The 18,604-nt window shown below is 72.2% G+C and carries 19 protein-coding genes and 1 tRNA gene; 7 read left to right on the plus strand and 13 right to left on the minus strand.

From position 1 onward, the window contains the following. Positions 1-32 precede the first annotated feature (32 nt). Positions 33-398, plus strand: a complete 366-nt coding sequence (locus ACY35P_RS04020) for a CD225/dispanin family protein (RefSeq protein ID WP_462114548.1) — start codon at positions 33-35, stop codon at positions 396-398. After that, the gene (locus tag ACY35P_RS04025) at positions 395-805 is read left to right on the plus strand and encodes a DUF2752 domain-containing protein (protein WP_462114549.1); all 411 of its coding nucleotides are present in this window, start codon (positions 395-397) and stop codon (positions 803-805) included. Before ACY35P_RS04020 ends, ACY35P_RS04025 begins: the two co-directional genes overlap by 4 nt. 3 nt (positions 806-808) lie before the next feature. On the opposite strand, the gene nudC is transcribed toward ACY35P_RS04025, so the two are convergent. The 3 genes from nudC to ACY35P_RS04040 form a co-directional block, all read right to left on the minus strand. After that, positions 809-1,720: an NAD(+) diphosphatase gene (gene nudC / locus ACY35P_RS04030; protein ID WP_462114550.1), complete on the minus strand. Its 912-nt coding sequence runs from the start codon at positions 1,718-1,720 to the stop codon at positions 809-811. Beyond that, positions 1,717-2,085: an iron-sulfur cluster insertion protein ErpA gene (gene erpA / locus ACY35P_RS04035; protein ID WP_462114588.1), complete on the minus strand. Its 369-nt coding sequence runs from the start codon at positions 2,083-2,085 to the stop codon at positions 1,717-1,719. Before erpA ends, nudC begins: the two co-directional genes overlap by 4 nt. Before the next feature lie 127 nt (positions 2,086-2,212). Then, on the minus strand, positions 2,213-2,884 hold the full coding sequence (locus tag ACY35P_RS04040) for a DUF6776 family protein (RefSeq protein WP_462114551.1): 672 nt from the start codon (positions 2,882-2,884) through the stop codon (positions 2,213-2,215). 91 nt (positions 2,885-2,975) lie between these two features. Here ACY35P_RS04040 and ACY35P_RS04045 point away from each other — a divergent pair, with 91 nt between their 5' ends. Next, positions 2,976-3,569, plus strand: coding sequence for a DUF4126 domain-containing protein (locus ACY35P_RS04045; protein ID WP_462114552.1), 594 nt, complete (start codon positions 2,976-2,978; stop codon positions 3,567-3,569). Positions 3,570-3,573: 4 nt separating this feature from the next. Here the strand turns inward: ACY35P_RS04045 and bfr are convergent, their stop codons facing one another. From bfr to ACY35P_RS04060, 3 genes are all read right to left on the minus strand, one after another. Beyond that, entirely contained in the window at positions 3,574-4,044 is a 471-nt protein-coding gene (gene bfr, locus ACY35P_RS04050) for a bacterioferritin (protein WP_462114553.1), read from the minus strand. 92 nt (positions 4,045-4,136) lie between these two features. Then, positions 4,137-4,340, minus strand: a complete 204-nt coding sequence (locus tag ACY35P_RS04055; RefSeq protein WP_462114554.1) for a (2Fe-2S)-binding protein — start codon at positions 4,338-4,340, stop codon at positions 4,137-4,139. A gap of 56 nt (positions 4,341-4,396) precedes the next feature. Then, positions 4,397-5,011, minus strand: a complete 615-nt coding sequence (locus ACY35P_RS04060; RefSeq protein ID WP_462114555.1) for an RNA pyrophosphohydrolase — start codon at positions 5,009-5,011, stop codon at positions 4,397-4,399. A gap of 142 nt (positions 5,012-5,153) precedes the next feature. On the opposite strand from ACY35P_RS04060, the gene ACY35P_RS04065 reads away from it, so the two are divergent. Continuing rightward, positions 5,154-5,230: transfer RNA gene (locus ACY35P_RS04065), tRNA-Met, on the plus strand. A 120-nt stretch (positions 5,231-5,350) separates the two neighbouring features. Here ACY35P_RS04065 and dinG read toward each other — a convergent pair. From dinG to ACY35P_RS04085, 4 genes are all read right to left on the minus strand, one after another. Further along, positions 5,351-7,468, minus strand: a complete 2,118-nt coding sequence (dinG, locus tag ACY35P_RS04070) for an ATP-dependent DNA helicase DinG (protein ID WP_462114556.1) — start codon at positions 7,466-7,468, stop codon at positions 5,351-5,353. A gap of 187 nt (positions 7,469-7,655) precedes the next feature. Next, a complete protein-coding gene (locus tag ACY35P_RS04075; RefSeq protein ID WP_462114557.1) occupies positions 7,656-10,601 on the minus strand; it encodes a ligand-binding sensor domain-containing diguanylate cyclase in 2,946 nt (981 codons plus the stop codon). 139 nt (positions 10,602-10,740) lie between these two features. Further along, a complete protein-coding gene (locus ACY35P_RS04080; protein WP_462114558.1) occupies positions 10,741-11,829 on the minus strand; it encodes a hypothetical protein in 1,089 nt (362 codons plus the stop codon). Then, on the minus strand, positions 11,826-12,158 hold the full coding sequence (locus tag ACY35P_RS04085) for a hypothetical protein (protein ID WP_462114559.1): 333 nt from the start codon (positions 12,156-12,158) through the stop codon (positions 11,826-11,828). The genes ACY35P_RS04080 and ACY35P_RS04085 overlap by 4 nt, the downstream gene beginning before the upstream one ends. 177 nt (positions 12,159-12,335) lie before the next feature. Between ACY35P_RS04085 and ACY35P_RS04090 the strand changes: the two genes are divergently transcribed. Next, positions 12,336-12,620: a hypothetical protein gene (locus tag ACY35P_RS04090; protein WP_462114560.1), complete on the plus strand. Its 285-nt coding sequence runs from the start codon at positions 12,336-12,338 to the stop codon at positions 12,618-12,620. A 4-nt stretch (positions 12,621-12,624) separates the two neighbouring features. Here ACY35P_RS04090 and ACY35P_RS04095 read toward each other — a convergent pair whose 3' ends face one another. The 3 genes from ACY35P_RS04095 to ACY35P_RS04105 form a co-directional block, all read right to left on the minus strand. Next, a complete protein-coding gene (locus tag ACY35P_RS04095) occupies positions 12,625-13,368 on the minus strand; it encodes a hypothetical protein (protein WP_462114561.1) in 744 nt (247 codons plus the stop codon). A gap of 134 nt (positions 13,369-13,502) precedes the next feature. Beyond that, positions 13,503-13,772: a hypothetical protein gene (locus ACY35P_RS04100; protein ID WP_462114562.1), complete on the minus strand. Its 270-nt coding sequence runs from the start codon at positions 13,770-13,772 to the stop codon at positions 13,503-13,505. Between the two features lie 56 nt (positions 13,773-13,828). After that, on the minus strand, positions 13,829-17,512 hold the full coding sequence (locus ACY35P_RS04105) for a PAS domain S-box protein (protein ID WP_462114563.1): 3,684 nt from the start codon (positions 17,510-17,512) through the stop codon (positions 13,829-13,831). Positions 17,513-17,601: 89 nt separating this feature from the next. Here ACY35P_RS04105 and queD point away from each other — a divergent pair, with 89 nt between their 5' ends. Then, positions 17,602-17,964: a 6-carboxytetrahydropterin synthase QueD gene (gene queD, locus ACY35P_RS04110; RefSeq protein WP_462114564.1), complete on the plus strand. Its 363-nt coding sequence runs from the start codon at positions 17,602-17,604 to the stop codon at positions 17,962-17,964. Between the two features lie 161 nt (positions 17,965-18,125). After that, the gene (locus ACY35P_RS04115; RefSeq protein WP_462114565.1) at positions 18,126-18,581 is read left to right on the plus strand and encodes a phasin family protein; all 456 of its coding nucleotides are present in this window, start codon (positions 18,126-18,128) and stop codon (positions 18,579-18,581) included. Positions 18,582-18,604 lie beyond the last annotated feature (23 nt).

The raw sequence follows: 18,604 nt of genomic DNA on the forward strand, positions 1-18,604 counted from the left end.
TCTTCACTTTTCCGTTCCGGAGCCCGCACCGCATGAGCACGCCCCCGCCGATCCAGCCGCCCCCCGCCCCGATGCCGCCGCAGGCCGGCGGCGCGCCGATCCCGAACTACATGGTGTGGTCGATCATCGCGACCATCCTCGGCCTGTGCCTGTGCTGCTTCGTCGGTGCGATCCCGGGCATCGTCGCGATCGTGTTCGCGTCGAAGGTCAACGGTGCACTCGACCGCGGCGACTTCGCGGAAGCCAAGCGCGCCTCCGACACCGCCAAGCTGTGGTGCTGGATCACGACCGGCCTGATCATCGTGGGCCTGCTCATGAACATCGCCTGGATCGCGACCGGCGGCATGGCGCAGTACGCCGAAATGATGCAGCAGGTGCAGGCGGCACGCGGCCAGTGATCGCGACGCTGCCGCGCAATGCCCTCGCGACGACGGCGCTCGCCGTCGCCGCGGTCGGTGCGTGGCTGCTGTGGAATTTCGATCCGAGTGCGGCGGGAAGCCTCTTCCCGCCGTGCCTGTTCCGCCTCGCGACCGGGCTGTACTGCCCGGGCTGCGGGATGACGCGCATGCTGCATGCGCTCGTGCACGGCGACGTCGCGCGCGCGGCGTCGATGAACGTTCTGGCGCTCGCGGGGTTGCCGGTGCTCGGCACGCTCGCGCTCAACGAATGGTCGGGCCGCACGCTGTTGCAGGGCCGCTGGCGCGCGGCCGTCTACAACGGAAAGTTCTGGATCGCCGCGGCGCTGGTCTTCATGCTGCTGCGCAACCTGCCGTGGCCGCCGTTCACGGCGCTCGCGCCGGGCTGAGCCTCAGGCCGTCGCGGCCACCCACTCGCGCACCAGCCAGTGCGCGATCGAGATGCGCGCCGGCGGCAGGAACGGTGCAGCCTCGGGTTCGCCGCGGGCTTCCGCGTCGAGCGCAGCGACCACGTCCTCGCGCTCGAACCAGCGCGCATATTCGAGCTCGTCGCTGTCGCGGACCTCGCCGGGCGCGGCGTTCGCGATGAAACCGATCATCAGCGAGGTCGGGAAGGGCCACGGCTGCGAGCCGAGATAGCGGCAGTCGACGACGCGGATGCCGGTCTCTTCCATCACTTCGCGCGCGACGGCCTGCTCGAGCGTTTCGCCGGGCTCGACGAAACCGGCGATGACCGAATGCCGGCGCGCGGGCCACGAGGCCTGGCGGCCGAGCAAGAGGCGCGTGCCTTTGCCGACCGCGACGATCACCGCGGGATCGGTGCGCGGATAGTGTTCGCGCGCGCAATGCAGGCAGCGCCCCAGCCAGCCGGCGCGCACGAACTCGATTCCGCCGCCGCAGGTGCCGCAGTAACGATGCCGGTTGTGCCAGTGGTGCAAGGCATGCGCGGTGGCGAAGGCCCCGGCCTCGCGCCACGGCCACAATGCGGTCGCCGAACGCAGGTCGATGCGCGCGACGCCGTCGTCGCCCAGCATCGTCGCGAACCAGGCACGGCCGTCGCCGTCGATGCCGAGGAAGTCCGCATCGGCAGGACGCGCACCGCAGGCGTCGCCGCGCAACACCGAGGGCATCCGCGCCTCGTCGCAGGCCGCATGGCCCTCGCCGTCGAGGCGCAGCACCGCGGACGTCGGCCACGCGGCATCGAGCGCGCCCGCGTCGGCGCGCAGGTGGTCGGCACGGTCGAGCGGCGCGATGCAGGGATCGGGGCCGACGAGCGAATACGGCGCGTCGGTGGGCAGCCTCATGCCGAGAACGAGGATCCGCAGCCGCAGGTGGTCTTCGCGTTCGGGTTGCGGATCACGAACTGCGCGCCGTGCAGGCTCTCGGTGTAGTCGACTTCCGCGCCCATCAGGTACTGCAGGCTCAGCGGATCGACGATCAGCGCGACGCCGTCGGTGACCACCGCGAGGTCGTCCTCGCCTTGGGCCTCGTCGAACTCGAAGCCGTACTGGAAGCCGGAGCACCCGCCGCCCTGGATGTAGACGCGCAGCTTGAGGGCCTCGTTGCCCTCCTCCGCGATGAGCTGGCGCACCTTTCCGGCAGCCGCGGTCGTGAACACCAGCGGCCGGTCGAGCGACTGGTATCCCGGCGCCGTCGGCAGGTCGATCATTTCCATGCGACGAGGATACCAGCGCCTCGCGGAACCTCCGGCCAACGCACGCGATGCTGCGTCGCATCGGCGTCCGGCCCGACGACGCCCGTGTGCGGCCGCGCACGCCGTCGCGGTACCGCGGGGATCAGGGCGGCGGCGCCGTCGCCTCCGCCCACGTCACCGCATGCTCGACGGCACTGCCGCCGCTCGGCCGCAGCCGCACGCTCACGCGTACCGGGGTGAAGCCCGCGGGCAGGAAGACGTCGCCCTCCACTTCCTGGAAATAGCGGAACGAGAACGGCGTGCCCGCCGCACGCGGTTGTTGGCGCAACGCGGCCCAGTCGAGCGTCTCCAGCCGGCCCTGCCGGCTGCCTTCCACCGACAGCGCGAGTTCGCCGCTGGTCACCCCGCCGCGGTCGAGGTTCTGGGTGAGCACCGCGGTGAAGTGCCAGGCGCCTCCGGGTTGGCGCTGCATGCGCAGCCCGTGGACGCTGAGCCCGTGCCGACGCCCGGTGGCGCCGACGAGGCGTTCGTAGAAGTCGACGTCGGCCTTGAGCTGCGCGATCTGCTCCTCGCGCTCGGCCAGCACCGACTGCAGGCGGCCGTTGGCGTCGCGGCTGATCTGGTCCGAACGGGCGAGTGTCGCCACGCGCTGCGCGAGTTCTTCGGTCGTCGCGGTGTCGCACGGCGGCGGCCGCACGCCGCGGGCCACCTGCCAGACGCCCCAGGCGCCGAACAGCAGCGCCACCAGGAACACGCCGAGGGCGACGACCAGGCCGATTCCGGCGCGGGCGGCATGCGGCGGCGTGGGGTCCATGGCGAATCCGATGACGGGGTCGGGCCTAGTATGCCGACGGCGCCTGCACGTCCGGGGCGCTTCCATGCCTCACGGCCGCCGGAGTCCCGCCATGCCCGAAGCGCCCCTGTTCGCCCTCGGCCTCGTGCTCGCCTGGCTCGCCGGCGTGCGCGTCTACCTCACCGTCTTCGGCATCGGGCTCGCGGGTGCGTTCGGCTGGATGGACCTGCCTGCGGGCCTGCAGGTCGCGCAGTCGCCGTGGGTCCTCGGCGTGGCCGGCGTGCTCGCGCTCGTCGAATTCTTCGCCGACAAGATCCCGGGCGTGGACAGCGCCTGGGATCTCGTCCACACGCTGCTGCGGGTCCCCGTGGGCGCCTTCCTCGCGGCCGCGGCGCTGTCGCCGGATGGCGACCTCGGCGCGGGTGCGCTCGCGACGGGCGCCGGCGTCGCCTTCGCGAGCCATGCCCTCAAGGCCGGCACGCGCGCACTGCTCAATACGTCGCCGGAGCCGGTGACCAACTGGACCGCCTCGACCGGCGAGGACGTGGCGACGGTCGGCATCCTCGCGCTGCTCGTCGCGCATCCGCTGGCCGCGCTGGGCCTCGTCACGCTGCTGACGATCGTCGTGGCGGTGGCGCTCGCGTGGCTGTGGCGCCGGATGCGCGCGCTCTTGCGGCGGCGGCCCGCGCTGCGGCGGGCCGGCTGATGGATCAGGATTCGATCTTGCTCTGCAGGTAGAGCGCGTCGCCCAGACGATCCATCAGCGAGAGCTGCGTCTCGATCCAGTCGATGTGTTCTTCCTCGGAGGCGAGGATGTCGGCGAACAGCTGGCGGCTCACGTAGTCGTTGACCTGCTCGCAATGCGCGATGCCTTCGCGCAACGCGGGCAGCGCCTCGTACTCCAGCGCCAGGTCGCATGCGAGCAGTTCGCGCACGTTCTCGCCGATGCGCAGCTTGCCCAGCGCCTGGAAGTTCGGCAGCCCGTCGAGGAAGAGGATGCGCTCGGACAGCTTGTCCGCGTGCTTCATCTCGTCGATCGACTCGTGGTACTCGTGGTCGGCGAGTTCGTTCAGGCCCCAGTTCTTCAGCATCTTGGCGTGCAGGAAATACTGGTTGATCGCGGTGAGCTCGTTGTAGAGCGCGCGGTTGAGGAACTCGATGACCTTGGGATCGCCTTTCATGACGGCCTGCCGTTGCGATGACGCGGGGCCGCCACTCTAGCGGTTGGCGCGACGCAGCGACGGAACGCGAATCGAGTGCATCGCCGCAGGCGTCAGGCCGCTTGCGACAACTGCGGCAAGGGCAGCGCGCGCGAGGCGTGGACCTCGTCGAGCAGTGACGTCGCCATCTCGATGCAGCTGCCGCAGGTCGAGCCGGCGCCCGTGCGCATGGTGAGCTCGGTCATCGTGCGGCAGCCGGCCTCCGCGGCCTGGCGAATGTCGCGATCGGTGACGCCGTTGCAGATGCAGACGTACATGGCGGGCGGGACGAGTCGGGAACCTGCGCCCAGTCCACTACGAATGCGAATGATTGTCAATTAGATGCGGGCTCGCCCGTCAGGCCCGGGAAAGGAAGCGACGGTCCCGGCGATCGGGGCCGCTGCCGGCTCTGCCCGCGGGCGCCGCGCGCGTCGTGGACGTCCGGCGTCGGCTGGGGGATCGCGGCCGGGCCGGCGATGCGCCGGGCCGTCGGCGCGAGGTGGCGCAGCGCCCGCGAATAGACGCCGCGTTTGAAGGTCACCACGTGGTCGAGCGGATACCAGAAGTCGACCCAGCGCCAGTGGTCGAACTCCGGGGAGTCCGTGGCATCGAGCCGGACCTGGGATTCCTCGCCCTTGAGCTGGAGCAGGAACCAGACCTGCTTCTGGCCGATGCAGACCATGCGGTCCCGGCGGCGGATCGCGCGCTGCGGTAGCCGGTAGCGGAGCCAGCCCGGGGTGGCGGCCAGCACCTCGACGTGGTCGGGCTGCAGGCCGGTCTCCTCCTGGAGCTCCCGGTACATCGCCTCCAGCGGCGTCTCGTCGGTGTTCATCCCGCCCTGCGGGAACTGCCAGCCGTCACGATGGACGCGACGCGCCCAGAACACCCGGCCTTCGGTGTTCATGATCACGATGCCCACGTTGGGGCGATAGCCGTCCGGATCGATCACGATGCGGACCTCGGTCTGCTCGGCGCGGGGCCACTTCGACCGACTCTGCCACGGGGTTCCGTGGACAACAAGCGAACGCCACCGGCCGTGCGACGCATTGACAGGCGGCAGGGGAACCGGAAGAATTCGCGGTTCACCGAATGGCTATGTAGCTCAGCCGGTTAGAGCACAGCACTCATAATGCTGGGGTCGGTGGTTCGAGTCCACCCATAGCCACCAGTCGGTGAACCTGAAAAAGCCCGCGAATTCGCGGGCTTTTTTGTGCCCGCAGAAGCGCCCCGTCGCGCGTTGCGAGCCGGTTCGAACGCTTGGGCACGGCCCGAGCGCTGCCCGACTTCATTACTTGGCCACGTCCCGCCGGAACGGCGGCAACGCGTCGAGGATGTCGCGGCCGTAACGCTTCTCGACCACGCGGCGATCGAGCAGCACGATGCGGCCGGTGTCGTGCTGCGTGCGGATCAGCCGGCCGGCGTACTGGGTGAGGATGCGCGTCGCCTCGGGCACGGACACCAGCATGAAGGCGTTCTGCCCGCGCGATTCGAGCCATTCGGACTTCGTCGCGAGCACCGGCTCGGTCGGCACCGCGAACGGCAGCTGCGTGATCACCACGGTCGAGCAGTATTCGCCGGCGAGGTCGAGGCCCTCGCCCATCGAGGCGAGGCCGAACAGCACGCTGCCCTCGCCCGCGTCGATCGCGGCGCAGTGCGCGTCGACCAGCGCCTGCTTGCCCATCGCGCCCTGCATGCGGATGTCCGGCTTGCAGGCTTCGGGCATGAGCGCGAAGACCTGGTCCATCTTGCGGCGGGAGGTGAACAGCACGAGCGAGCCACGGCTCCACACGAGTTCGCGCGCCAGCCAGTCGGCGACCGCCGCGGGATGCGCCTCGCTGTCGGGCGTCACCGGGAACTTGGGGACCTGCAGGACGGCCTGGCGGTCGAGGTCGAACGGCGACGGCAGCGAGACGCACTCGGCCTCCGGTGGCAGCCCGATCGACGCCGCCAGTGCGCGGAAGTCGCCGCCCGCGCTCAGCGTCGCCGAGGTCACCAGCGCCGAATCGGCCTGCGACCACAGCCGGCGGCGCAGCAGTTTCGCCGCCGACACCGGCGAGGCGTGGCAGACCAGGCCCTTGTCGAGGCCGACCGTCATCCATCGCGCATGCGGCGCCTCGCCGGCCGGGTCCTGCTGGCCCCACGCGAAGAACAGGTCGAACGCCTCGCGGAGCTGTTCGACCGCGGTGCCCATCGCGCGGGTGACCCGCTCGTTCGCGGGCGAGCCTTCCGCCTTCAGGACGCGACGGCGCGCGGCGTCGAGCCATTCGAGCAGGCTGCCGGTGTCGCTGGCGAGCGCCTTGGCGTGCGCGCGCCAGTCGTCGGGCAGCACGCCGAGGCGCGCGCGCCACATCGGCTCGCGCTCGTTCGCGTCGGGCACCCAGTGCGCCTCGAGCAGCCGCTCGAAGGCCTTCGCCGCATCCGTGAGCCGCTTGAGGTCGGCGTGCGCGTCGGCCAGTTCGCGATTGCCGATCTTCGTCTTGTCGAGCAGGCGGAACGGCGCGGCGAACACCGGGTCCATCTTCGCGAGGCGTCGCCCGAACGCCCCCATGTGCAGGCGCGAGGCGCCCGATTCGATCGCGACCGAGGCGAGGTGGTGGCCTTCGTCGAAGACGAACGTGCACGCGGCCGGATCGCCGATCAGGAAGTTCTCCGACTGCGCCTCCGGGTCGGCATTGCCGTCGAGCTCCAGCGCGGCGATCACCATCGCGTGGTTGGCGACGATGATGTCGGCGTCGCGCATATCCTTGCGCGCGGCCAGCACCGGGCAGCGGAACGAATGCGCGCAGCGGCTGTTGGAACACGCGCCCGACGTGGTGCTGAGCAGCGGACGCACGGCCTCCGGCACCGGGTGCGGCGCCTCGTCGAGATCGCCGTTCCACTCGCCGCGCTCGAAGGCGCCGACGAGTGCGTTGACCGCCTTGACCTCCAGCGGCTGCGGCGGACGCGGCCAGCCGGCGACCGGCAGGTCGAAGCCGAGGTCGGCCTGCGCGGTCTGTCCGCCCGCCAGCTCCATCGCATCGCGCACGCACAGGTAGCGCTGCCGGCCCTTCGCGAGCGCGACGCGCGCTTCGATGCCGGTGGCGGCGAGGAACGCGGGCAGGTCCTTGCTGACCAGCTGGCCCTGCAGTGCGACGGTCGCGGTGGACAGCACCAGCTTGCGCTTGCCGATCAGCGCGGTCGGGATGCCGGCGATGAGGTAGCCGAGCGACTTGCCCGTGCCGGTCGGCGCCTCGGCCACGGCGAAGCCGCCGCTGGTGCCGAGCGCGCGCGACGAGGTGGCGATCAGGCTGCGCTGCGAACGCCGCGGCACGAAGCCGGGCACGCGCGTCGAGACCTGCTCGTACGACTGCCGCACCGCGGCTTTGGCGGCCTCGTCCAGGACGCGGGGAACGGCGGGCTTGGTCATCGAAGGCAGGCGGTCGGCGCGGAGCGGCCGCGATTCTCGCCCGTCGGCGTCTCAGCGCGCGGCCGGCGCGTTCCTGTTTGTGAACCGGGCCAAGGGAGCGGCGTCCCTGCGGCCGACGGCCACATTCGACCGGCGTCCCGATCCTGCCGCCCCAGACCGCCCGGCGGATCGAAATCTACAACGCGCATCAGTCCGCGTGCGCGACGGGGTCCATGCGGTCCACGCAGACGCGATCGCGTCCGGTGCGTTTCGCCCGGTACAGCGCGGCATCGGCGCGGGCGGTGAGCCGTTCGGCGCCCTCTTCGGCATCCCCGAGGGCGACGCCGATGCTGGCGGTCAGGCGCATGCCGGGCGCGTACGCCTCGCAGTCGAGCATCGCGATCGCCGCTCGCACGCGCTCGGCGACCGCACGGGCCTGCCCCGGCCCGCAGTCCACCAGGAGCAACGCGAATTCCTCGCCGCCCCAGCGCGCAGCCACGTCGCACGATCGCGACTGCCCCTGCAGGATCTCCGCCACCGCGCGCAGGGCGAGATCGCCCACGGCATGCGAATACGTGTCGTTGACCTGCTTGAAGTGGTCGATGTCGACGAGCAGCAGGGCGAGCGTCTGCCCGTGCGCCGCGGCGATCGCCTGGGCAAGGCCCTCGTCGAGTGCGCGACGGTTCGCGAGCGCGGTGAGCGGATCGGTGCGCGCGAGCCGCTCGGCGATGCGCGTCTGCACCTGCAGCGCCTGCGTGCGCTCGTCGACGAGGCTGAGCAGGCGTCGCTCGCGCGAGCGCAGTACGCGGATGCGCAGCCGGTACAGCATGGCCAGCAGCACGCCCGCGAGCAGCGCGGCGATCATTTGCACGTCGCGGCGCTGCCACCAGTACGGCTGCGCGGTGAACGGCACGCGCATGTCGGCGGTGCCGCGCTCGCCGGGGACGTAGGCCTGCACGTGCAGCGTGTAGTGGCCCGGATCGAGGTTGGTGAACTGCACTTCGCGATGGTCGCCGAGCTCGATCCAGTCGGGCCGGAAGCCGTCGAGGCGGTAGCGGTAGCGGATGCGGCCGGCCGCGACCAGGCTGGGCGATGCGAATTCGACCGCGAGCCGGTGGCTGCCGGCCGGCAGCACGTGCGGGGCGTACGGCGCCTGCGGGCGGCCGTCGACCTCGAACACCTCGAGCGCGACCGGGGGCAGCGCGGGTCGGCCGTGCGTTGCGCGGGCGGGGTCCACGCGCACCACGCCGAGCGCGGTCGCCACCCAGACGCGGCCGTCGCGATCCAGCGCGGCGGAGGGGCCGGAGCCGCCGTTCGCCTGCGAACTCATCATGCCGTCGCCGTGGCCGAACAGCCGCGTATCGAGCGCGCGTCGCCGACCGTCGAGCACGGCGGCGAGCTCGGCGACGGAGGTGCGCACGACGCCCTCGTTGCCGGTGAGCCACAGCGCCCCGGCGCGGTCGGCAACCCCGGCGAAGACCTTCTCGAACGGCAGGCCCTGCGCCCGGCTGACCTGGGTCACGCGACCCGATGGGCCGACGTGCACGAGGCCGCGGTCCGTCGCCAGCCACGTGCCGGTGATGCCGGGCACCTCGAAGACCGCGAAGACGTAGCGCGCGTCCTCGGCGCGGCGCAGGTCGACGCTGCGCACGCGGTCGCCGCGCACGATCGCCGGGCCGCCGTTGGTGCCGATCCAGACCGAGCCATCGGCCGATTCGTGCAGCGACTGCACGTAGTCGCTCGGCAGCCCGCTCGCCACGTCGAGCACGCGCCCGCCGCGTGCATCGCGCACGTAGAGGCCCTGCTTCGTGCCGACCCACAGGCGCCCGTCGCGGCCGACGAGCACGGCGCGCACTTCGTTGGACGGGAGGCCCGCGCGCGTGTCGAGGGTCTCGACCACGTGGCCGCCGGACCAGCGCAGTGCGCCGGCATGGAAGGTGCCGATCCAGACGTCGCCTGCCGGCGATTCGGCGAGCGAGAGGATCGACTGCGTGGCGAGCGGCGTGCCGGCGCCGACGACGCGCATCGGCGCGTCCGCGGCCTCGTGCACGTTCAGGCCCTTGCTGGTGCCGATCCAGACGCGGCCATCGCGCGTGGCAAGCACCGCGCGCACGAAGTCGTCGGACAGCCCGCTGCCGGCGCGCGTGTACGCGCGCATCGGCGCATCGCGAAGGCGGACGAGCCCCGCATTGGTGCCGAGCCACAGGCTGCCCTCGCGGTCGCGCTGCACCGCGAGCACGCGGTTGTTGGGCAGGCCGTCGTCCACGCCGAGGCGGTCGATGCGTCCGCGGTCGAGGCGGGCGAGACCGGTGCCGAGGGTGCCGAACCAGTAGCTGCCGTCGGCATCGCGCCAGATGCGGATGACCGCGTCGTCGGCGAGGTCGGGATGCATCAGTTCGAAGCGCCCGGACCGCAGGCGCCACGGCCCGTGTTCGGTGCCGACGGCGAGCCCGTCCGGGGTGTCGGCCAGCGAAAGCACCGTGCCCGGCGGCAGGCCGGCGACGGCTTCGGCGCGATCGCCGACGATGCGCGCGAGCCCGCGGCTGGTGCCGGCCCAGACCTGCCCGCCCGCGTCGACGGCGATCGCATTGACCGCGCCGCTGGACAGGCCCTGCGCGGTGCCGATGGACACGCGGCGGCCGTCCGCCTCGATGCGGACGAGGCCGGCGAGCGTGGCGACCCAGAGCCGTCCGTCCGGCAACTCGATCAGGTCGCTGACCAGCCCGTCGACGGGCGGGAGCGTGGTCCAGCGACCGTTCCGGAAGCGCACCAGGCCGCCGCGGGTGCTGCCGGCCCACAGGTCGCCGCGCGGCCCGATGGCGAGGGCACGCACGCTGTCGTCGAGCAGGCCGGGGATGTCGCCGCGCCGGAACAGGCGGAAGTCGCGGCCGTTGAAGCGCGCGATGCCTTCCCAGGTGGCGAGCCAGAGGTAGCCGTCGGCCGTCTGGCGCACCGCGTTGACCGTGCTGTGCGGCAGGCCGTCACGGGTGGTCCAGACCTCGGCGAAGTCGTCCTTCAGGGGCTGTTGCGCGCCCACGGGAGCGATGCCCGCGAGCATCGCCACGAGCACGGCGGCGATGCGCAGGCGCCAGACGTGTACGGACGGGCGTCGCGGCGGTGCCGCGTCGCTCAGCCGGTCGGTCGCGGCCGGCATGGTCCGGATGCCTCGCGCGCCATCGCGCCCCTCCCCCGACCGGCGGGGTCACCGGTCCTGTCCCAGTATCGGGCGGTACCCGGTCGCGCTGAAGACGGCGGAGGCGAGCGGACCGGTCGAGCCGACGAGGGGTCGCCGCTCAGCCGTATGGCGGCGCCCACCCGGGCGGGGCGTGGAGGGGAATGCCGGCACGCTGCAGGGCGCGCGCGATCGCGCCGACCTCCCCGAGGCGCTGGAAGTCGTCCCAGTACCGGGCGTCGGTCCGCACGCCCGCGAACTTCAGCATGCGCCATCGAATGTCGCGCTTTTCGGCCTGCCAGTGCAGGCCCTCGGGCGTGCCACGGGTGAGGCGCTCGAGCATCGCAACCGCGACGTTGTGCTCGACCAGCGAGCGCGCGCCGACCATGCGCAGAAGAACGGTGCGGCAATCGCGCGCACGCGTTGCGCTGATCGGCGGGACGCACAGGCGGGTCACCGAGCCCAGAGGCGGCAGCGGCAACGTGAACACGCTGCCCTGCACGAGCATCCGCCGGACGCTGGCGTCGTCGCCTCCAAAGCCCATCGTCCGCAGCGCGGCACGATGCGTAGGAGAAAGAGGCGGCAGCACCAGGCCGTCGAACGCCGCGATGGTCTCGAGTTGCAACGTCTCCGTCTGCGCGTCGTAGCGGTCGCCGTCGGCGGCGCGTTTGAGCAGCGCGTCGACGGCGACCGGATCGTCGCGATGCGCGTCCAGCAGGCCCAGGTACGCGGCGGCGTTGTCGGGCGCCGCCTTCGCCCAGGCCTCGCGTTGCGCGTCGGTGCAGGGGATTCCGGCGTCGTCGCAGAACCACGTCTGCGCGAGCGCGAGCACTTCGTCGTCGGGCGATTCGGCGAGCAGCGCGGCGGCGATCGCCTGCGCCTTGCGTCGCGCCACTCGATCGGTGCTGCCGCCGAGCAGGATCCGCAGCCCGAGGACACGCTGCCGCGGATCGGGACTGGCGGCGAGGCGACGCGCGTGCTGTTCCACTGCGCGCTGCGCGGCGTCATTCCAGTCGTCCGACTGGGCGTTGCGATTCGACTCCGCTTCGCGCAGGCGGTGCGCCCGCGACGGCTCGACACGGGCCGGCACCGAGGCGGCGGGCGCTTCCGTCGCAGCGACGATCGCTGCACGCTGCCCGTGCAGCCACGCGCCGAAACCGACCAGCAGCGCGAGGATGCCGGCGGCCAGCATCCATCGCGGCCGCGTCATCGGCAGCGGTCGACCGGCGTCCAAGGCACTTCCGACGGCGCGTCCCACACGACATCCACGACACGACCGTCCGCGTCGGCGAGGACGCCGAGATAACGCACGAGCGGGTCCCAGTCGACGATCCATGTCAGCAGTCGCGCACGACCGAGGCGTCCGTCGCGGCTCGGCGGACCGAGGCGGGCCTCGATCTCGGCGACCCGGGTGCGGCACAGCTCGACCCCGCGCGCGACCGACGCGCCGTCCACGATCGGGCGCTCGCGAGGCGCGGGCGCGGCGGCGCAGCCCGCGAGCAGCGTGGCTGTCATTACGATCACGAACGTCCTGGTCATCCCGTCCATTTCCGGTGGTGCGCGCGTCGATCCTAGGCGAGCGGGCGCCATCGGGAAACGTCACGCCGTCGACACCGCGGCCTACCGCGCATGAACGCGTGCGCGGCGATCGCCCGGCGTCCACACCGCGTGCAAGGCACGCATGACAGCCTCGAAGGCCCGCGACGAGGCTGCCCCATGGTCCGCAACCCGAGGACGGTGATGATGTGCGGGCTGCTGGTGCTCGCGATGGGCATGGCGCTCGGCAGCCGCGTGGCGCCCGGCCCGGACGTCACCGCGACGCCGGCCCCGGGACCGTGGCTGCTCGAACAGGTGTTCGGTTCGCCGAAGTCGATGCGACCGGCGCCGGTGGCGGCGACGCCGATCGACGTCGCCGCGAGCGCCGACGCGCCGGGCCTCGAAGGGCATCGACATCCGCGCGGGCCGAGGTCGCCGCGCGACGTGGAACGCCTCGCGCGCTAGGCGTTCAGACGCGCACGTCCGCGCCGCGCGGGAAGACCGCGGGCTCGGGCGACGTGGCATGCAGCAGCGAGGCGAGCGCCTCGCGCAGGCTGCCGTCCGGCGCGGCGCCGTCCGGGCCGCCGGGCGCTTCCACGGCCCGCTGCCAGCCCGGCACCACGACGTCCCGCACATAGGCATAGCGTGCGAGCAGCAGTTCGCCGTACTGGCGCACCAGGCGCATGTGCGCGACCGCGACGTCCCACGAACGGATCAGCATGCCCAGGTGCGCGAGCCGGCGCTCCATGGGATCGGGACCGGATTCCCCGCGCATCGCGAGCGACTCGAACGCGCCCCGCCCGCGCTCGGCGATCTCCACGAGCCGCGCGCTCTGGCGGGCGACGTGCGCGATGGCCTCGTCGAGTTCGCAGATGTGCGCGGCCACGTCCTGCGCGCGGCGCTCGGCGAGCTGCAGGCGGATACGGATGTGGTCGCGGGCCTGTCGGGCCCGGGCCTGCGCCGAAAGGTCGCGGGCCAGCAGCCGGGCGACGATGCCGGGACGGCGATGGGCGGTGCGCAGGTCGGCGACCTCGAGCGCCTGCACGATGCCGGCGAGCTCGTCGAGCAGGGCGGAGCTGCTGCGGCGCTCGATGAGCGCGCTCGCACGGTCGAGGTCGACCTGGCCGATGACCTCGCGGTCCATGCGGCCGACCGGATCGGGTTCCGGCGTGTCGGGCCCCGCCAAGAGGGTGTGGAGCAGATGCAGAGTCACGGCCGCGACGGCTCCCGATGCGATGCGATGCGATCCGACCAAGGGCCCCTTCCCGCGGTCGAACGGTGCAGACCGTGACGGCGCGCACAACTTGGAGTCTAACCGGATCCGCGACGGCCGGCGTGACGCGGCCCTCAGTGCAGCGTCGCCGTCCGTCGGCGCCGGCGCAGGGCCTCGCGCAGCAGGCGTCCGCCTTCGCGCACGCGCTGGTCGACGATGCGCGCGACGGTCTGCACGTCGTCGTCCGACAGGCCCGGGCCGGGCGCCGGCAGCGTGCCCGGCAGCGGAACGGTGCGGTAGCGCGTGCGACCCCGCGCGGGCAGCGCGACGACGGTCAGCCCGGTGACGTGCACGGCGCTCGAGGTGGCGGGGAGAAGGGTCCAGTCGGAACGGGTCGCGGACATGGCGGCGGGCCTGGAACGGACGCCGCCGTTCTACGACGCCCGCGGTCAAGCCCGGATCAAGACTTCGTGACGGCGCGCTGGGGCCGTGGCCCGGCGGGCGTGCGCACCGCATGCATCACCGCGTCCTCGATCGCCTCGACGCTCACCGGCTTGGTGAGGTGCAGGTCGAAGCCGGCCTCGGCCGAGCGCTCCTTGTCGTTCGCACCGCCCCAACCGCTCACCGCGACGAGCAGCGTCGATTCCAGTCCCGGCTGCAGGCGCAGCGCGCGGGCGAGCTCGTAGCCGTTCATGCCGGGCATGCCGATGTCGAGGAAGGCGACGTCGGGCCGGAACTCGGCCGCCAGGCGCAGGCCTTCCGCGCCGTCGAAGGCCGTCCGCGTGGCATGGCCTTCGAGCTCCAGCATCATCGCGAGGCTCGTCGCCGCGTCCTCGTTGTCGTCCACCACCAGCACGCGATGGCGCACGCCGTCGGGGCCGCTGCGCGACGGCGTGCCGATCACGGTGGCCGGAGGCAGAGCCATCGGCAGGCGCACCGTGAACGCACTGCCCTGACCGAGGCCCGCGCTCTCGGCGACGATGCTGCCGCCGTGCATTTCCACGAGGCGCCGCGCCAGCGCGAGGCCGATGCCGAGCCCGCCCTGCGAGCGGTCCAGCGTGCGGTTGACCTGCGCGAACATGCCGAAGACGTCACCGAGCGCCTCCGGCGGAATGCCGAGACCCGTGTCGGTGACGGTGACGCACGCGGCACCGTCGCATTCGTGCACGCGCAGCGCGATGTCCCCGCCCTCCGGCGTGTACTTCGCCGCATTGGTCAGCAGGTTGCCCATCACCTGGGCGATGCGCGTCGGATCGGCGTCGATCCACAGCGGCGCCTCGGGCAGGTCGACGGTCAACCGATGGCGCGCGGCCTCGATCTGCGGACGCGCCGACTCCACCGCGGCGAGCGCGGCGTCCTGCAGCGGAATGCGCTCGCGCTGCAGCACCACCTTGCCGCTGGTGATGCGCGAGACGTCGAGCAGGTCGTCGATGAGCCGGACCATGTGCCCGAGCTGGCGATCCATCATGCGACGCGTGCGCCGCGCGGTCTCGACGTCGTCGGTCAGGTCGAGCACCTGCAGTCCGGTGCGGATCGGCGACAGCGGATTGCGCAGTTCGTGCGCGAGCGTGGCGAGGAACTCGTCCTTGCGGCGATCGGCCTCGCGCAGCGCTTCCTCGGCCTCGCGACGCTCGGTCACGTCCATCACCGCGCCGATGTAGCCGAGGAACTCGCTGCCGGCGCCGAAACGCGGGCGCGCGGTGGCGTGCAGCCAGCGCCAGGCGCCGTCCCAGCGCAGGGCGCGGTATTCCGCGGAATAGGCCGTCTGCGCGGTGGCGGCGCGCTCGAAGCCTTCGGCATAGCCCGCAAGATCCTCCGGATGCACGACGGCGCGCCAACCGAAGTCGAGCTCGGCCTCGTAGACGCGTCCGGTGAACTCGGTCCAGCGCTTGCTGACGTAGCTGCAGCGGCCGTCCGCCTCGGCGACCCAGATCATGATCGGCGCGGTGTCGGCGAGCTGGCGGAAGCGCAGTTCGGATTCGCGCAGGGCGGCGATCGCCTTCGCGCGTTCGATCGCCGGCCACAGTCGCGCGACCACCTCGCGCAGCAACAGCATCTCGTCGACGCGCCAGCTGCGCGGCTCGCCGGCGGCGACGGTGAGCGTGCCCGCGAGACGCCCCTCGATGACGTACGACGCCGCCGCGAGCGCCACCGTGCCGTACGGGAGGTAGTTGGCCGCGAACGGCGCGGTGAGTGGATCCACGCGCAGGTCCCGGATCGCGACTGCCTCGCCCGAGGCGAGCGCGATGCCGAGTTCGCTGGTGAAGAACTCGCGCGCGTCGAACGAACCGGTCACGCGCGGCGCGCCGTCGGTCCATTCGTGCAGGGTGCGGATGCGCGCATGCTCGAGGTCGATGTCCGACAGCGTGCAGCGCAGCAGCCCGAGGTGCGCGCCGAGCAGGTGCAGCCCGGTCTCGGCCACGTCGTCGGCGCTCGCGGCCTGGGCGATGCGGTGGTCGAGCTCGACGAGGAACGCGCTCGACAGCTCGCCGCGCTTGCGCTCGGTGATGTCGGTCTGCGTCTGCATCACCGACTGCGGCCGGCCGGTTCCATCGCGGGTCAGCACCCAGCGCGAGAGCACGATCAGCGCCTCGCCGTCGCGCCGACGATGCACGAGCTCGCCCTCCCAGCGATCCTCGCGCAGCAACTCCGCGGCGATCTCGCGCAGCGGCTTCGGGAATTCGGTCTGCAGCAGTTCGTGCGCCATGCGCCCGATCGCCTGCTCGCGCGTGAAGCCGTACAGGCGCTCGGAGCTGTCGTTCCAGTAGCGGATGCGGCCATCGACGTCGCGCACGAGGATCGCGTCGCGGGTCAGGTCGAGCAGTCGCGCCTGCTCCTCGAGCTGGCGCTCGCTTCGACGGCGTGCGGTGACATCGGTGATCGTGCCCAGCATCGTCGTGGGGCGACCGTCGCCGTCGAAGAGCGCGCGGCCGCGCGCCTGCAGCCAGATCTCGCTGCGGTCCGGTCGCACGATGCGGAACTCGCTCTCGAAGCGCGAGCGGCTCGCGAGCGCCTGCTGGAACGCCGCCCGCACGCGCGCCTGGTCGTCCTCGTGCACGAGGCGCACCACGCCGCTGCGCGTGCGCTCCACGTCTTGCGCGGTGAGGCCGGTGACGGCCGCGCATTCGGGCGAGAAGTTCACCGCACCGCTGTGCAGGTCGACCTTCCACAGGCCCGTGTCCGACGCCTCCAGCGCGAGCCGCAGCCGCGCTTCGCTCAGCACCAGCGCGCGCTGCGAGCGGCGCTCGTCCGCGACGACGGCGAGCACGAGCGCGGCGACGGTGGTGACGGCGATGAAGACCTGCAGGTCGAGGTAGCGCGCATGGGGCGTCAGCATCGCGAACGGGCCCGTGCCCAGCGAGGTGCCCGTGACGCCGAGCACCGCCATCAGCGCGCAGGCCGCCGACGCTCCGCGCAGCCGCAGCGAAAGCGCCGCCCAGATCAGCGGACAGAACGCGATGAAGGTGTACATGCGCTCGCCTTCGCGCAGGAACACGAAGGTGCCGATGAGCCCCGCGGCGATCAGGCAGGCGGCGAGCTCGAACCACCAGCGCAGCCGCCGCGGCTCGCGGCCGCGCGCCCAGGCCAGCACCAGCGTGCCCACCACCAGCACGCCCGTGAGGTCGCCAAGCATCCAGTGCATCCACATGACCCCGATGCGCTCGGACGGAAGGTGGATGGACAGGCCGATCGCGAGCGAACCCACGGTCGCCGCCAGCACGGCCACGCCGAGCGCGACGGCGCAGAAGACCACGAAGTCCCGGAAGCGCTCGAACGCGGGGCTGACGCGGCAGCACCGGAGCACCCATGCGCCCGCGACCGCGGCGCCGGTGTTGCCGGCCGCGATGGTCGCGAGCGTCCACGCCGGATTGGGCGAGTGGTTGAGCGCCGCTGCCGCGAGGTAGCCGAGCGCGATGCCCGGCCAGTAGCGTCCACGGGACAGCACGAGGGCCGCGAGCGCGACGCCGCCCGCCGGCCAGACCGGCGAGGCCACGCCACGCGCAATGCCCCAGCGCAGGCCCAGCAGGGCGAGCGCGGCATAGACGATGGCGAGCGCGACGATGCCGGCCGTCGTCCGCAGTGCACCCGGCACCCGCGGGCGGGCGCGATCGGGGGAAGCGGACAGCACGGGAGATTCGGCCACGCGGGAGCGTCCTTGACCGCAGCGCGGCTACGGTAGCAAAGCGCGCGCGACGGGCCGTCGCGGCGGGGGTGGCCCGTACAATGGGGCCGATGGATATCTTCAAGGTCTTCACCCTCGAGGCCGCGCACCGGCTGCCGAACGTGCCGCCGGGGCACAAGTGCGCGCGCCTGCACGGCCACTCCTTCCGCGTGGAGATCCACGTGCGCGGCGAGCCCGGCGAGCAGACCGGCTGGGTGATGGATTTCGCCGACCTCAAGGCGGCGTTCCGTCCCCTCTACGACCGGCTCGACCACCACTACCTCAACGACATCGAGGGGCTCGAGAACCCGACCAGCGAGCGCCTCGCGACCTGGATCTGGGAGCGCCTCAAGCCCGAGTTGCCCCTGCTCGCCGAGGTGGTCGTCCACGAGACCTGCACCTCCGGCTGCCGCTACCGCGGCCCCGGCGCCTAGCGGCCGCCCGACTGCCGCTCGGCTGCGAGCCAGCGGCCGTGGGCTTCCTGACCCGCCGACAACGGCCGACGAGCGGTTGTTGCACCGCAACATAGACCGAGCTATGTTGCATCGCACCAACCCGCTGCATCGGCCAATTCCGGCCACTTCAGGAGCCCGCCATGTACGCACAGATGAATGACCAGTTCGCCGCCGCCACCCGCCAGTTCGCCGACACGGCCGCGCGCATCAACCGCCTGACCCTCGAGAACGCGCAGGCGATCTTCGGCCTGCAGCTCGCGGCCGTCGAAGAGCGCGCCACCGCGACCTTCGCCTTCCTCGGCGAGGCTTCGCAGGTCCGTGACCTCGAAGGCGCCAAGAACCTGTTCCCGAAGGGCGCGCAGATCGTCCGCGAGAACCTCGAGAAGTCGGTCGCCACCGGCCAGGACGTCCTCGGCCGCATGGTCAAGGCGAACGAGTCCGTCGCGCAGATCGCGAAGGGCCAGTTCGAGGCCGTCGCGCGCACCGCGAACGAGACCGTCCAGCAGGCGCAGACCCAGTTCGCGCAGGCCGCCAAGGGCACCGTCCAGGCGACCGAACAGGCCGCGGCCGCCGCGACCGGCAAGTCCGCGAAGTAAGTTTCTCTCTCCAGTCCCCACTG

The organism is Lysobacter xanthus (genome assembly GCF_047159895.1).